The organism is Micromonospora sp. CNZ295 (genome assembly GCF_004217535.1).
Map to the genome: position 1 here is coordinate 5,589,393 of NZ_SHKZ01000001.1, position 12,952 is coordinate 5,602,344.

Here is a 12,952-nt window from a genome sequence, read left to right on the forward strand (position 1 = left end):
GCCGGTCAGTCGCGCTTCACCGCGGCGACGAAGACCCGCCAGGCGTACGGCTCGAAGCGCAGCGTCCCGCCGTCGCGGTCCTTGGAGTCGCGCACCAGCACCACGCCGGGAAGGTTGTCGGCAACCTCCACACAGGACCCGCCGTTCGACCCCGAGCGGGTCGACTTCCGCCACTGGGCTGCGGTCACGTCCATGGCTTGGCCACCTCCTCGATCAGTGCGAGTGACTGAATCCGCGACAGAGCTTCACCCCGCACCGTCTCCCACATCCCTTGAAGAGTAACGATGTCGTCGGCCTGCGCGACGACCTGCGCCCTGACCTGGTGGTCAAGGTGGGCCACTGTCGCTCCGTCCGGCAGCGTGCCCAGGATGAAGCCGCCCTGCAGTCCGGGGTGCAGGCCGGCGGTCGTCGGTACCACGGCCAGCTGGATGTTCGGCTGCCGCGCGCGGTCAAGCAGCAGCCGGAACTGCTCCGCCATGACGGATGGGTGGTTGGCCGTCGGCCGGCGGAGCGCCATCTCGTCGATCACCACGAGAACCTGCGGCGGGTTCTCCCGATGGAGGATCTCCTGGCGGGCGAGCCGGGCGGAGACCAGCTGATCCACCCGGGACGCCGGCAGCGGAACTCCGGCGAGCGTCGCTCGGGCGTACCCCTCGGTTTGGAGCAGGCCCGGGATGAACGCCGGTTCGTACCAGCGGAGCAGGACCGCCTCGCGTTCGACCTCGATCCATTCGCGCAGCCAGACCGGGGCGGCGTCGCCTTTGACCAGGTCGGACCAGAGCCGGACGAACAGCCCGCCGGTGTCGAGCGCCTTGTCGATCGCGGCGAGGTAGTCCTCGCGGGGCGGCCGGGTGCCCAGCTCGACGGCGCTGACCTGTTTGCCGGAGAAGTGCGCCCGCTCGCCCAGCTCGTCCTGGGTGAGGCCGGCGAGGGTGCGCTGGCGGCGCAGCTCGGCCAGGAGGAACTCCGACGCGGACACGCTCATCGGCTCTCCACTCGCTCTACGCCGACCCGGCGCGGCTCACGGTCGTTCTCCGGCACCGCGCCCGGGCTCCCCGGCTACCTGCGGAAGCTTCCCAGCGTAACGGTGTCGTCACCAGGCTGGGGGCGGCGGCGCCGGGCGTACCAGATCCCCCGCTCGTTCCGGCGCCGCCGCCTGTGGAAGGAGGCCCATGACCGCCCTACCGTTCGTGCTGCCGTTCTGTGGCGAGGCGGCGTCGGCGCGGATCGAGGTCTACTCGGCCGGTTCGCTCGACGCGAACGCGTACGCCTGCGACCTGCACACCGACCCGGCTCTCGCCGCGATCGGCCGGGCCGGCCTCCAGGGTCATCCCGTCCCCCTGGCCCCGGACGTCACCCGGCCCTGCGGGCACGTGCACGTCTACCCGACCGGCCGGCTGGGCGACCGCCGCGACCCCGGCCATCCGCCGTGGTGCGACCGGCGGGACTGCCGCGCCCGTGGGCGTCACCGGTCGGTCCGGCTGCCGATCGGCGGCGGCCAGCCGGAGTCCGGCGTCGTCCACCTGACGCTCGCCCAGGGTGTCGCCCCGGGTGCGGAGCCGGCTCTGGCGCTGGCGGCCGTCGACACCGGCGCCGAGGTCGCGGTGTCCCTGCGGCACGGGCGCGTCCTCACGTGCCAGATCCGCCGGCTGCTCGACCTGGCGGCGCACCCCAGCGCCCGGTCGCCGTTCGCACCGGTCGACCGGTGGCGCTGAGCGGGACAGGTCCACGACGGGCGGGTGTCACGTGGACGGTTCGGGATGCTGCTCGGTCACGGCCAGGTAGGCCTCGTGCAGGCGTTCGCGCACGCTCCTGCCGTCGGGTGTCGGCTCGACGGGGATGCCGAGGTGTTCTTCGCGAAGCTCGGCCATGAACCGCTCGTGGAGTTCCGGCCCGCCCTCCTCCAGCAGCTGCGCCCGGATCGCCAGGTCGGGGGTGACCGGCAGCCACCGACGACCCCAGCCGCCCAGGGCCGCCAGCACCGGGACGAGCTGGATGGACGCCTCGGTCAGGCTGTAGATCGTCTTCTGTTTGTGCCCCGGATCGGGGTGTCTGGTGAGCATGCCGAGATCGACCAGGTGCTTCAGCCGGGCGGCCAGGATGTTGGAGGCGATCCTTTCCTGCGAGCCGTTGAGCAGCTCACGGAAGTGCCGCCGCCCGCCGAAGATCATGTCGCGAAGGATCAACAAGCTCCACCTGTCGCCGAAGACCTCGAGCGACAGGTTGATCGGGCAACCCGAGCGGGGCGCGACGGCCACTCCGGTCCCCCCTCTCCGACGACTGGTTGCGATATGAAAGCAGTCTACGCTACGGTCGGCGAGCTGGTTGCAGACCGCAATCGGTCACGACGACGAGGCAGGGAGGCCCCGCATGGGCAAGCTGATCTACTCGATGATCACGTCACTCGACGGCTACGTCAGCGACCGGGACGGCAACTTCGGCTGGGGCGCACCCGACGAAGAGTCGCACCAGTTCATGAACGACCGCATGCGCTCCATCGGCACATACCTCTACGGCCGCCGCATGTACGAGGTGATGAGCTACTGGGAAACCGCCCACACCGTGCCGGACCAGCCACCGTTCATCCTCGACTGCGCGCGGATCTGGCAGGCGGCCGACAAGATCGTCTATTCCACGACGCTGGACGAGGTGTCCACCGAGCGGACCCGGATCGAGCGGACCTTCGACCCGGAGGCGGTGCGGAAGCTGAAGGCGGAGTCCGAACTCGACCTCACCGTCGACGGGCCACACCTGGCGGCACACGCGATCCGGGCCGGGCTGGTCGACGAGTACCAGCTCATCGTCGGCCCGGCGATCGTCGGCGGCGGCAATCCCTTCTTCCCCACGGATGTGCGCGCCGACCTGGAGTTGCTCGACGAGCGGCGGTTCAGCAACGGCGTGGTCTACCTGCGCTACCGGGGAAGGTGATCCACCGTGGCCAAGTTCGTGACGATCGGGTACGGCGACCAGGACGGCTACCACCGCACCGACACGGCGGTACGCGACGAGGCGCACGCGCACGATGCGCGGTTGCGCGCGGCGGGAGCCGACCTGGGCATCGCCGGTGAACCCGTGCAGGTGCGCAACCACGACGATGCCGGCGTCACCGTGGCGAGTGGCCGCTTCATGTCGTCCGCACTCCCGGTGGCCGGGTTCGCGATCATCGAAGCCGCGACGATCGAGGAAGCCATCGCCCTGGCGTCGAAGACGCCGTGTGCGGTCGCGCACGGCGTGGTCGAGGTCTGGCCCCTGCGGGAGTCACCCTAGGCCGGGAGGGGTAGCCGGGCGGCCGGCGCCGGTGACAGCATCCAGGGATGCAGATCTGTAGATTTCTGCCGTCGCGCGCGCTCCGGTCGGCGGTGGTCTTCACGACCGTCCTGGCCGCCGCCGGCGTCCCCGCCCTGCTCCCCGCGCCGGCCAGCGCCGCCGAACCCGATCCGGTCATGAACAAACCGGTGTTCAGCCGGCCGCTCGGCACGGTCGCCGAGCAGAACGCGATCTTCACGCAGCTGGCCCGGATCATCGACCGGGTCCCGGCCGGCGAGGAGATCCAGATGTCGTGGTTCCACTTCTCGTTCTCCGACGTGACCGACACGGCGAGCACCCCGGACATCCCCGGCCGCCTGATCCGGGCCCACCAGCGGGGTGTCCGGGTGAAGATCATCCTCGACCACTCCTCGGCGACCGGACGCCCGTTCCAACGCCTGCAACCGGTCCTCGGCTCGAACGACACCGCCGGCTCGTACATCGTGCACTGCTCGGACCGGTTCCCCAGCCAGGACCGCGGTTGCATCGGCACCCGGGCGATCAGCTACACCGACTCGACGGTCACCGCGTACAACCACAACAAGTTCCTCACCGCCTCGAAGGTCGTGCTCGACACCGGGGTGACCGTGCCCAACGTGGTCTTCCAGGGCTCGGCGAACCTGACCTGGTGGGACGCGAACGAGGCGTACAACAACGCGGTGACCTTCAGCGACGCCACGACGTACAACGCGTACCGGACGTACTTCGCGGATCTGCGCTCCCACCGGTACAGCTCGACCGGCGACAACAACTACTACTGGCTGACGCCGACCGGCAGCACCTACAAGGCGCACTTCTTCCCCCGCCGGGAACGCTCCGGCCAGCCGATCTCCGACCCCGCCACCGACACCGTCGTCAGCATCCTGAACTCGGTGACCTCGTGCAGCTACGACGACGCGGGCACCCGCCGGCAGACCGACGTCCGGGTCAACATGTACTCGTTCACCCGGCCCGAGGTGGCCAAGCGGCTCACCGCGCTGCGCAACGCCGGCTGCTGGGTGGACGTCGTCTACACCGAGGCGAACACGGCGGTGCTCAACGCGCTGGGCGGCAACATCCAGCTCACCAGGTGCAACTTCAACATCGGCCCGGGGCTGGACGTCCGGACCCACAACAAATACATGCTCATCGACGGCGCGTACGACGACGACATCGTGCCGCGGGTCTTCACCGGCAGTCACAACTACGCGGTCTCGGCGCTGCGGCAGGCCGACGAGACCCTGGTACGCATCATGGGGCGCGGCATGCACGACGACTACCTGCGCGACTTCTGGCACGTGCGGGACACCTGCCGGGCCCGCGGCGGAGCCGTCCGCTGAGCGGTGCCGCCGCGCGGGTGTGTTTGAGAAGGGCCCTCCTCCAACGCCTGGCGTTGGACAAGGGGGCCCCTCCGCGCACCTCAGCCGCGGCGGTCGAGCCAGCGGCGGAAGGTCTCCAGCGGATCCTCGGCGCGGTCGCGCTGCGGCCCGCGCTCGTCCCGCTCGGGGCGCTCCACCCGCTCAGGGCGCTCGACCGGGCGGCGCGGGTCGCCGACCAGCTCCGGGCTGGGCGCGGCGAACGCCAGCTCCGGCTCGCCCTTGACGGCGGTGGCGATCACCCGGGCGACCGCGTCGATCACCCGCGCCTGGACGGCCGCGCCGACCGCGTCGGTCGCGTCGTCCGGGTTGGCGGCGATCCCGGCGACCGCGACCTGCGGGGTGAAGCCGACGAACGTCTCGGTGGCGTTCTCCTCGGAGCTGCCCGTCTTGCCGGCGACCGGCCGGCCGTCCAGGATCCGGTTCACCGAGGTGGCGGTGCCGCCGTTGCACTGACCGAACGGGGACTGCTGGCCGACCGGGCAGCGGGCCGCGTCGGTGGCGGCCCGGGCCACATCGGCGTCGAGCACCCGCTTGCAGGACGGTTCGACCGGCACCGCCGAGCCGTCCGGCGCGGTCACCGAGACCACCGGCAGCGGCTTGCAGTACGTCCCCTCCGCGGCGACCGTCGCGTACGCGTTGGCCAGGTCGAGCGGGGTGGTGGAGGCGACGCCGAGAGTGAAGGCGCCCCAGTTCTCGGCGTCGTTCGCGGCGAACGCGGCGTCGGCGTCGGCCCGGAACGTGATGCCGAGGCGCTGGGCCATCTCGACGACCTTCTCCGGCCCGACCTGCTCGGCGAGCCAGACGAAGTACGTGTTCACCGAACGGCCGAAGCCGTCCCACATCATCCGGTAACCGTCCATCCACTCCGGGTTGGCGTTGGCCGGGCACCAGCGGCCGGCGCAGGCGCCGTCGCCGTCCGCGGCGTACCGGGTGGGCAGCCGGCTCGGCGCGTCGAAGCCGGTGGACAGGGGCTTGCCGGCCTCCAGGGCGGCGAGCACGGTGAACAGCTTGAACGTCGACCCGGCCTGGTAGCCGGCGACGCTGCCGCCACCGGAGATCAGCGGGTTGACGGTGTTCGGGTGGTTGGTCTGGCCGTCCGGGTTCGCCGCCAGGCTGTAGTGCCGGTTCACGGCCATCGCGAGGACCCGGCCGGTGCCCGGCTCCACCGCGGCGATGGGCAGCGCACGCTTGTTGCCGTACCCGTAGACACCGGTGGCCTGCTTCTGCGCGGTCGCCTGGATCTGCGGGTCCAGCGAGGTGACCACGGTGTAGCCACCGCGGCGCAGCGCCTGCTCGCGCTCCTCGACGGTCTCCCCGAAGGCCGGCTGGGTGAGCCACCACTGGCGCAGGTAGTCGCAGAAGAAGCCCCAGTCGTCGTGGCCGCCGGCCATCGCGGTGCAACCGTTGGGCTGGGCGGAGGGCCGCAGCGTCAGCTTCTCGGCCGCCGCCGCGGCGGCCTGCTCGGCGGTGATCGCGCCGGTGGCGACCATGGCGTCGAGCACGTACGCCCGCCGGGCCAGCGCCGCGTCGGCGTCGCCGTCGATCGGGCTGTACGCCTCCGGCGACTGCACCAGGCCGGCGAGCAGCGCCGCCTCGGCCAGGGTCAGGTTCGCCGGCGACTTGGCGAAGTACCGCTGGCTGGCTGCCGCGATGCCGTACGCCCCGGACCCGAAGTACGCGATGTTGAGGTAGCGGTTGAGGATCTCGTCCTTGCCGAGGCGCTGCTCCAGCGCGTTGGCGTACCGGATCTCCTGGAGCTTGCGCCCGACGGTCTGCTCGGTGGCGGCGGCGCGCTCCGCGGCGGTGCGGCCGGGGTCGGTCTTGAGCACGTTGCGGACGTACTGCATGGTCAGCGTCGAGCCGCCCTGCGCGGTCTCGCCGCCGGAGACGTTGGCGACCAGGGCGCGCGCGATGCCGCGCAGGTCGACGCCCCCGTGGTCGTAGAAGCGGCGGTCCTCGGCGGCCACGATCGCCTGCCGCATCACCGGGGCGATCTCGTCGAGGGTGACGTCGGTGCGGTTGACGTCGTAGAACGTGGTGATCAGCGTCTTGCCGTCGTTGGCGTAGAGGTAGGAGCGCTGCGGCGTGGCCGGGGTACGCAGGGCGTCCGGCAGCGCTTCGTAGCTCCCGAAGGCAGCGCGGGTGGCGTAACCGAGCAGCAGGTTGCCCGGCAGCGCGGCGACCGCCAGGACGAGGCCGGCGAGCAGGCCGGCGAGCAGCACGGTGAACAGCCGCGCGAGGGGCGTACGGGAGGCCATGGTCCCCAAGGATTGCCACGAAAGCCACCAATCGACCACCCTCGGGGGTGACCTGTCAGCAACCTCACGGCAAGTAATCACCCCCCTCCCAGCCGAACTCCCCCACTCCCCCCACAACGGGGCGGGCGGGGGTCAGGTGGGGAGGGGGCCTTGGGGGGTGGTTGGGGTGGTTGGGGCGGGGGGGATTCCGGGGGTCGCCGAGAGGCTGGCGGCCGTCGCGTCGCGGATGATGTCGCGCGGGATCAGGCGGCCGGAGCGGTAGCCGATGCCGATACCGGCGATCAGCACGAAGATCGCGCCGAAGGTCTGCAGCGAGCCGATCAGCGACCCGGCCAGGCCGAGCAGCGGCGCCGCGATCATCAGCATGGTGCCGTCCCCCATGCTGAACATGCCCGAGCGGGCGACCGCCCACCCGGTGGCCAGCCAACCCAGGCTGTAGCAGGTGGAGCCGACGAGCACCAGGGTGCGGGCGCTGGTACCGAAGACCGGCGTCTCCTCGGCCAGGCCGGCGAACGGCAGCATGAGCACGGTCCCGGCGAGGCTCAGCAGCAGCCCGGTCACCGCGGCCCGGCGGCTGCGGGCCGCCGCGAGCAGGCCGGTCAGGGCGAGCAGGGCGAGCAGCCCGAGCCAGACCGCCGCGACCCAGCCCACCAGGTAGAGCGGCCGGCCGTCGGCCGGGTACGGGTCGTTGCCGATGCCGCCGTCACTGGCCATCGACACGAGGCCGTAGAGCAGCGCGTACGCCGGGAGCAGCCAGACCGCCGCGCGGGCCAGCCGGCGCAGCGACCACGCCCAGGTGGCGTTGGTGGCCGGCGCCGTCCACTTGGGCTCGGCGACGAAGGGCAGCACCCCGAACCCACCCCCGGTACGCCGGGTGCCGAGGGGCGCGACCGGATCGTGTGCCCCGGTCTCCGCCGCCGAGGAGGGTGATCGCCTACCCGGATCCTTCATGCGTCACCTCGCTCCGCACGAGCGGTGCGGGACGCGCCGGGGCGCCCCGAGGCCTGGTCACCACCCGCCCTACGACCGATGGTGGCAGGCACCGGAGCGCCCCATGAGTGTTTCTCGTATTTGCTGGACCGGTCTCCGGTCAGCCCCGCTCGCGCTGGTCGGCCGGATCGGCGAGCAGGCTCGCCGGGGAGACCGGCTCGGGCGCCGGAAGCCCCTGCGGCGCGCCCTTGCCGCCGGTGGCCTGCGCCTCGGCGACACGTACCTCGTCGTGGATCTCCTGGGCGGCGGCCGCCGCGGCCTGCGCGGCCTCGGCCGCCTCGCGCTCGACCTGGCTGGCGCCGTCGGCGGCCTCCGGCGCCGGCTCGTCGCCGACCATCTTGCTCAGCCCGCCCAGCGCGCCACCCATGCCCTCCAGGGCCTTGCTCAACTCGGCCGGGACGATCCAGACCTTGTTGGCGGTGCCGTTGGCGATCTGCGGCAGCGCCTGCAGGTACTGGTAGGCGAGCACCTTCTGGCTCGGGTTCGCCTGGTGGATGGCGTCGAAGACGGTACGAATCGCCTTGGCCTGACCCTCGGCCTGCAGGATGCGGGCCTGCCGGTCACCGTCGGCGCGCAGCACCGCCGCCTGCTTCTCACCCTCGGCGGTGAGGATCTGCGACTGCTTGTGCCCCTCCGCGTTGAGGATCGCGGCGCGGCGGTCCCGCTCGGCGCGCATCTGCTTCTCCATCGAGTCGCGGATGCTCGGCGGCGGCTCGATCGCCTTGATCTCCACCCGGGTCACCTTGATGCCCCACCGGCCGGTGGTCTCGTCGAGGACGCCGGACAGGTGCCGGTTGATCTCCTCGCGGCTGGTCAGCGCCCGCTCCAGGTCGAGCGAGCCGATGACGTTGCGCAGCGTGGTGACCGTGAGCTGCTCGATGGCCTGGAGGAAGTTCGAGATCTCGTACGTCGCCCGGACCGAGTCCACCACCTTGAAGTAGAGGACCGTGTCGATCGAGACGACCAGGTTGTCCGAGGTGATGACCGGCTGGGGCGGGAAGCTGACCACCTGCTCGCGCATGTCGACCTTGGTGCGCACCGAGTCGACGAACGGCACCAGCAGGTTGAGCCCCGGGTTCAGGGTCCGCTTGTAACGGCCGAGCCGCTCCACCACGTCCTGGCGCTGCTGCGGCACGATCCGCACCGACTTGGCCAGGGTCACCACGGCGATGACCGCCACGGCGATCAGCAGGGCCGGGAACACAAATTCCATGTACTCACCTTTTCGCGTCGGGTAGCTCACCGGGGGAAGAAATGTCATCCCGCCAGACCAGGGCGGTCGCGCCACGAAGCTGGATCACCTGCACCCGGTCGCCGGGGGCGAACGTCTGGGTCGCGTCGTAGGAGCGGGCCTGCCACAGCTCGCCGTCGATCTTGACGAGGCCGTGGTCGACGTCGACCTGCTCCAGGACGAGCGCGGTGGTCCCCTCGATCGCCCCGACGCCGAACGGCTCCTCGTTCCCGGTGAGCGAGGAGCGCCGGCGCAGCGAAGGCCGGAGGCCCAGCACGGTCAGCGCCGAGACGATCGCGAAGACGATCGCCTGGATCTCCACGGGAGCGCCCAGCGCCGCGGCGCCCGCGGCGGCGAAGGCGCCGACCGCGAACATGATCAGGAAAAGTGTCGTCGTGAAAATCTCGGCTATGGCGAGAACCACGCCGAGCACGATCCACAGCACCGCGTCCACGTACACGATCGTGACACGCCAATGCACGTTTCATCGAACCGTCATGATCCGTAAGCTGCGGACAACCGCCCACCGAGGAGGAAACGTGCCCGTGTTGTCCGGTACCGCCCGCCAGATCGACACCATGGTCGCCGAGGTGCAGTCCGCCGGCCGGGCGCCATCGCTGGTCATGGGCGTGGTCCGCGACGGCGCACTGGCCCACCTCGCCACCGCCGGCGAGCACCCCCGCCCGGACGCCGACCTGCAGTACCGGATCGGCTCGATCAGCAAGACGATGACCGCCACCCTGCTGCTGGGCGAGCGCGACGCCGGCCGGCTCACCCTGGACGACCCGCTGGAGCGGCACCTGCCGGGCACCAGGGTCGGCCAGCTCACCCTGCGCCAGCTGCTCGGGCACGCCAGCGGCCTGCAGCGGGAGCCGGTCGGCGACTGGTGGGAGCGGGCGGCGGGCGGGGACCTGGCCACCCTGCTCGGCGGGCTGACCGCCGACAAGATCGCCTATCCGCCGTACCGGTCGTACCACTACTCGAACCTCGCATACGGGCTGCTCGGCGGCGTGCTCGAACGGATCACCGGCACGCCCTGGGCCGACCTGGTGCGGGAGCGGATCCTGGAACCGCTCGGCATGCGCCGCACCACGTACGCGGCCACCGAGCCGTTCGCCCGCGGCTACGTCGTACACCCCGTCACCGACACGCTGCGCGAGGAGCCCCGGACCGACACCGGGGCGATGGCCCCCGCCGGTCAGCTCTGGTCCACGGTCACGGACCTGGCCCGCTGGGCGGCCTTCCTCGCCGACCCCGCGCCGGACGTGCTGGCACCGGAGAGTGTCGCCGAGATGTGCGCGCCCGTGGTGATCAGCGACCTCGACTCGTGGACCAGCGGGCACGGGCTGGGGCTGGAGCTGGTCCGGCGGGGCGACCGCGTGTACGTCGGACACGGCGGCTCGATGCCCGGCTACGTGGCCGCCCTCACCGTGCACCGCCCGAGCCGCACCGCCGTGGTCGGCTTCGCCAACTCGTACGGCTTCCGCACCGGCGGAATCGGTCGCCTCGCCCAGCGGATCCTGGACCTGGTGCTGGACACCGAGCCGGCGCCCCCGGCCCCGTGGCGACCGGCCACCCCGGCGCCCGAGGGCATCGCCGAGCTGGCCGGACGCTGGTGGTGGATGGGCGTGCCGATGGACGTCACCTGGGACTCCGGCGAGGGTGAGCTGGTGGCCGCCGTGCGCGGGGAGCGGATCAGCCGGTTCGTGGCGGAGGGCCCGGACCGCTGGCGGGGCCGCCACGGGCCGGAGAACGGCGAGATCCTGTCGGTGCTGCGCGACGGCTCGGGGGCGGTGGTGGCGCTGGACATCGCCACCTTCGTCTTCACCCGCGACCCGGACGACGAGCCCTGAGCGGCCCACCCCGCTCCGCCGTGCGCCGGCCCGGCCCCCAGGGCCGGGCCCGCCGGCTCACCCCTCCGGCCCGGTCACGAAGTCGATCAGGCGCTCCATCGCGTTGATCAGCGGCGTCTCGACGTCGGCGAAGCTGTTCACCCGGGCGAGGATGCGCCGCCACAGCTCGGCGGGCTCGGCCACGCCGAGGGCGGCGCACACCCCGTCCTTCCAGGGCTGGCCCGGCGGCACCACCGGCCAGGCCCGGATGCCCAGCGCCGCCGGCTTCACCGCCTGCCACACATCGACGTACGGGTGCCCGGTCACCAGCACGTACGGCGAGGTCACCCGGGCCACGATCCGGCTCTCCTTGGAACCGGCCACGAGATGGTCGACGAGGACACCGAGCCGCCGGCCCGGGCCGGGAGCGAACTCGCGTACCTCCGCGTCGAGGGCGTCGACGCCGTCCAGCGGCTCCACCACCACGCCCTCGATCCGCAGGTCGTCACCCCAGATCCGCTCGACGAGAGCGGCGTCGTGGACGCCCTCGACCCAGATCCGGCTGGCCCTGGCCACCTGGGCGGGTACGTTGTCGACGGCGATCGAGCCGGAGGCGGTCCGCCGCCGGGCGGCCGGGACGACGGGCCGCGCCGGACGGCGCAGGGTCACCGGCTGGCCGTCGAGCAGGAACGCCGCCGGCAGCAGCGGGAAGTTGCGCCGCCGTCCGTGCCGGTCCTCGAGGACCACCGCCCCCGACTCGAACCCGACGACCGCACCGCAGAACCCCGAGTCGACGTCCTCGACCACAAGATCGATCTCGGCGTCCACCTCCGGGGTGACCCGGCGCCGCCGCCAGTCGCCCGCCAACACGTCCCGGTCGTACCGCCCCGCCATGTCGATCACGCTAACGCTCCCGACCCCGGCCCCGGGCCACGGCACGCCGCCGCCACCCCGTCGGTCTTGCACGTGGTGCCCGGGCGAACCGGTCTGAACGCCGCGAAGAGCGGGCCAGAACTCCATGATCGGCGCGAGAGGGGGCGACCTGGCGCGAGTCGGACGGCCGGAGCGGCAGTCGAGACAGGGGAGGCCGTCAGCACGTACCCTTTCGGCATGTCCACCCCCGCAGCGGGCGCGGTCACTCTTGCGCCGCGCCGGTCCAGCCGGTTCGTTGCCTGGGTGCGCGCGTGGCGCGCCGGGCTGGTGCCCTTCGACGAGGTCGCCGACGCCATCGCCGGCGACGAGGAGCACCTGGTCGCGGACGCCCCGGGCACCTGGACCGACGTCCCGCTGCCCGAGGCGCTGCCGACGCTCGCCAAGCTCTCGCCCGACGACATCCGCCTGGTGCTGCCCGCCCCCGGTGACCCGCGTGGGCTGCCCGGGCCCGGCGACTTCGCCGGCGCCGCGCTGCTCGCCGGCGAGGCCGTGGTCGCCGGCGTGCTCGGCCTGATCCCGCAGGTCCGCACGCACACCTCCGGCTCCGGGGACACCTTCGAGACCGTGCTGTGGCGGGTCTACCCACTGCCGGCCGACGCCCCGGCCGCCTCGCTCGCCCTGCCCGGCGCCGCCGAGGCCGAGGCGGAGCTGGCCGCCGCCCTGGCCGAGACCACCGCCGCGCTGACCCGGCTGGACGTCGCGCAGTGGCGTCCCGAGCTGGCCGGCGCGCTGGAGGCGCTGCGCCGCCCCGACGGCATCACCGACCTGCCGCCGGGATTCGACCCGCGGGCCCGCCGGCTCTTCGCCCGCGCCGCCGTGCTCGACCGGGTGCTGGCCCTGGCCGGGCACGCGGCGCCGGGTGGCGCGATCAACAACTACGAGGCCCAGCAGCGCGACGCCGCGCTGCGCCCGCTGACCACCGCCTGCCGGCAGGCGCTGGTCGCCGCCTGCAACGCCCCGCTGCGCCCGTAGGCCGTCCCGCCGGCCCACCAGCCGTCTCCGGCCCGCCCGCCGGCCGTACCGGCCGCGCGCCTGCCCGCCGTC

General features: G+C 72.5%; 14 protein-coding genes. 6 read left to right on the forward strand and 8 right to left on the reverse strand.

Annotated features, from left to right (window positions below):
• Positions 1-5: 5 nt before the first annotated feature.
• Both EV376_RS26035 and EV376_RS26040 read right to left on the reverse strand, forming a co-directional pair.
• Positions 6-188 carry a DUF397 domain-containing protein gene (locus tag EV376_RS26035; RefSeq protein WP_130328873.1) on the reverse strand — a complete coding sequence of 61 codons (183 nt, stop codon included), beginning with the start codon at positions 186-188 and terminating at the stop codon, positions 6-8.
• Positions 185-985, reverse strand: coding sequence for a Scr1 family TA system antitoxin-like transcriptional regulator (locus EV376_RS26040; protein ID WP_130327444.1), 801 nt, complete (start codon positions 983-985; stop codon positions 185-187). Before EV376_RS26040 ends, EV376_RS26035 begins: the two co-directional genes overlap by 4 nt.
• A gap of 187 nt (positions 986-1,172) precedes the next feature.
• Here EV376_RS26040 and EV376_RS26045 point away from each other — a divergent pair, with 187 nt between their 5' ends.
• Positions 1,173-1,715 carry a hypothetical protein gene (locus EV376_RS26045; RefSeq protein WP_130327446.1) on the forward strand — a complete coding sequence of 181 codons (543 nt, stop codon included), beginning with the start codon at positions 1,173-1,175 and terminating at the stop codon, positions 1,713-1,715.
• Positions 1,716-1,742: 27 nt separating this feature from the next.
• On the opposite strand, the gene EV376_RS26050 is transcribed toward EV376_RS26045, so the two are convergent.
• Complete coding sequence (locus EV376_RS26050; RefSeq protein ID WP_130327448.1) at positions 1,743-2,258, reverse strand: winged helix-turn-helix transcriptional regulator; 516 nt, start codon at positions 2,256-2,258, stop codon at positions 1,743-1,745.
• 112 nt (positions 2,259-2,370) lie between these two features.
• Here EV376_RS26050 and EV376_RS26055 point away from each other — a divergent pair, with 112 nt between their 5' ends.
• From EV376_RS26055 to EV376_RS26065, 3 genes are read left to right on the forward strand one after another with little or no spacing between them, the layout of a single operon-like run.
• The gene (locus EV376_RS26055) at positions 2,371-2,928 is read left to right on the forward strand and encodes a dihydrofolate reductase family protein (RefSeq protein ID WP_130327450.1); all 558 of its coding nucleotides are present in this window, start codon (positions 2,371-2,373) and stop codon (positions 2,926-2,928) included.
• A 6-nt stretch (positions 2,929-2,934) separates the two neighbouring features.
• On the forward strand, positions 2,935-3,267 hold the full coding sequence (locus EV376_RS26060; RefSeq protein WP_130327452.1) for a YciI family protein: 333 nt from the start codon (positions 2,935-2,937) through the stop codon (positions 3,265-3,267).
• Positions 3,268-3,314: 47 nt separating this feature from the next.
• A complete protein-coding gene (locus EV376_RS26065; RefSeq protein WP_130327454.1) occupies positions 3,315-4,625 on the forward strand; it encodes a phospholipase D-like domain-containing protein in 1,311 nt (436 codons plus the stop codon).
• Positions 4,626-4,705: 80 nt separating this feature from the next.
• Here EV376_RS26065 and EV376_RS26070 read toward each other — a convergent pair whose 3' ends face one another.
• The 4 genes from EV376_RS26070 to EV376_RS26085 form a co-directional block, all read right to left on the reverse strand.
• Positions 4,706-6,922, reverse strand: a complete 2,217-nt coding sequence (locus tag EV376_RS26070) for a transglycosylase domain-containing protein (RefSeq protein ID WP_130327456.1) — start codon at positions 6,920-6,922, stop codon at positions 4,706-4,708.
• A gap of 132 nt (positions 6,923-7,054) precedes the next feature.
• Positions 7,055-7,873 carry a hypothetical protein gene (locus tag EV376_RS26075; RefSeq protein WP_130327458.1) on the reverse strand — a complete coding sequence of 273 codons (819 nt, stop codon included), beginning with the start codon at positions 7,871-7,873 and terminating at the stop codon, positions 7,055-7,057.
• Between the two features lie 139 nt (positions 7,874-8,012).
• The gene (locus tag EV376_RS26080) at positions 8,013-9,125 is read right to left on the reverse strand and encodes an SPFH domain-containing protein (RefSeq protein ID WP_130327460.1); all 1,113 of its coding nucleotides are present in this window, start codon (positions 9,123-9,125) and stop codon (positions 8,013-8,015) included.
• 4 nt (positions 9,126-9,129) lie between these two features.
• Positions 9,130-9,597, reverse strand: a complete 468-nt coding sequence (locus tag EV376_RS26085; protein WP_130328874.1) for an NfeD family protein — start codon at positions 9,595-9,597, stop codon at positions 9,130-9,132.
• A gap of 85 nt (positions 9,598-9,682) precedes the next feature.
• Between EV376_RS26085 and EV376_RS26090 the strand changes: the two genes are divergently transcribed.
• Positions 9,683-10,996 (forward strand): serine hydrolase domain-containing protein, encoded by a 1,314-nt coding sequence (locus EV376_RS26090; RefSeq protein WP_130327462.1) that lies wholly within the window; start codon positions 9,683-9,685, stop codon positions 10,994-10,996.
• A gap of 57 nt (positions 10,997-11,053) precedes the next feature.
• Here the strand turns inward: EV376_RS26090 and EV376_RS26095 are convergent, their stop codons facing one another.
• A complete protein-coding gene (locus EV376_RS26095) occupies positions 11,054-11,869 on the reverse strand; it encodes a DUF3097 domain-containing protein (protein WP_130327464.1) in 816 nt (271 codons plus the stop codon).
• Between the two features lie 216 nt (positions 11,870-12,085).
• Here EV376_RS26095 and EV376_RS26100 point away from each other — a divergent pair, with 216 nt between their 5' ends.
• A complete protein-coding gene (locus EV376_RS26100; protein ID WP_130327466.1) occupies positions 12,086-12,880 on the forward strand; it encodes a hypothetical protein in 795 nt (264 codons plus the stop codon).
• The last annotated feature ends 72 nt before the right edge of the window (positions 12,881-12,952 follow it).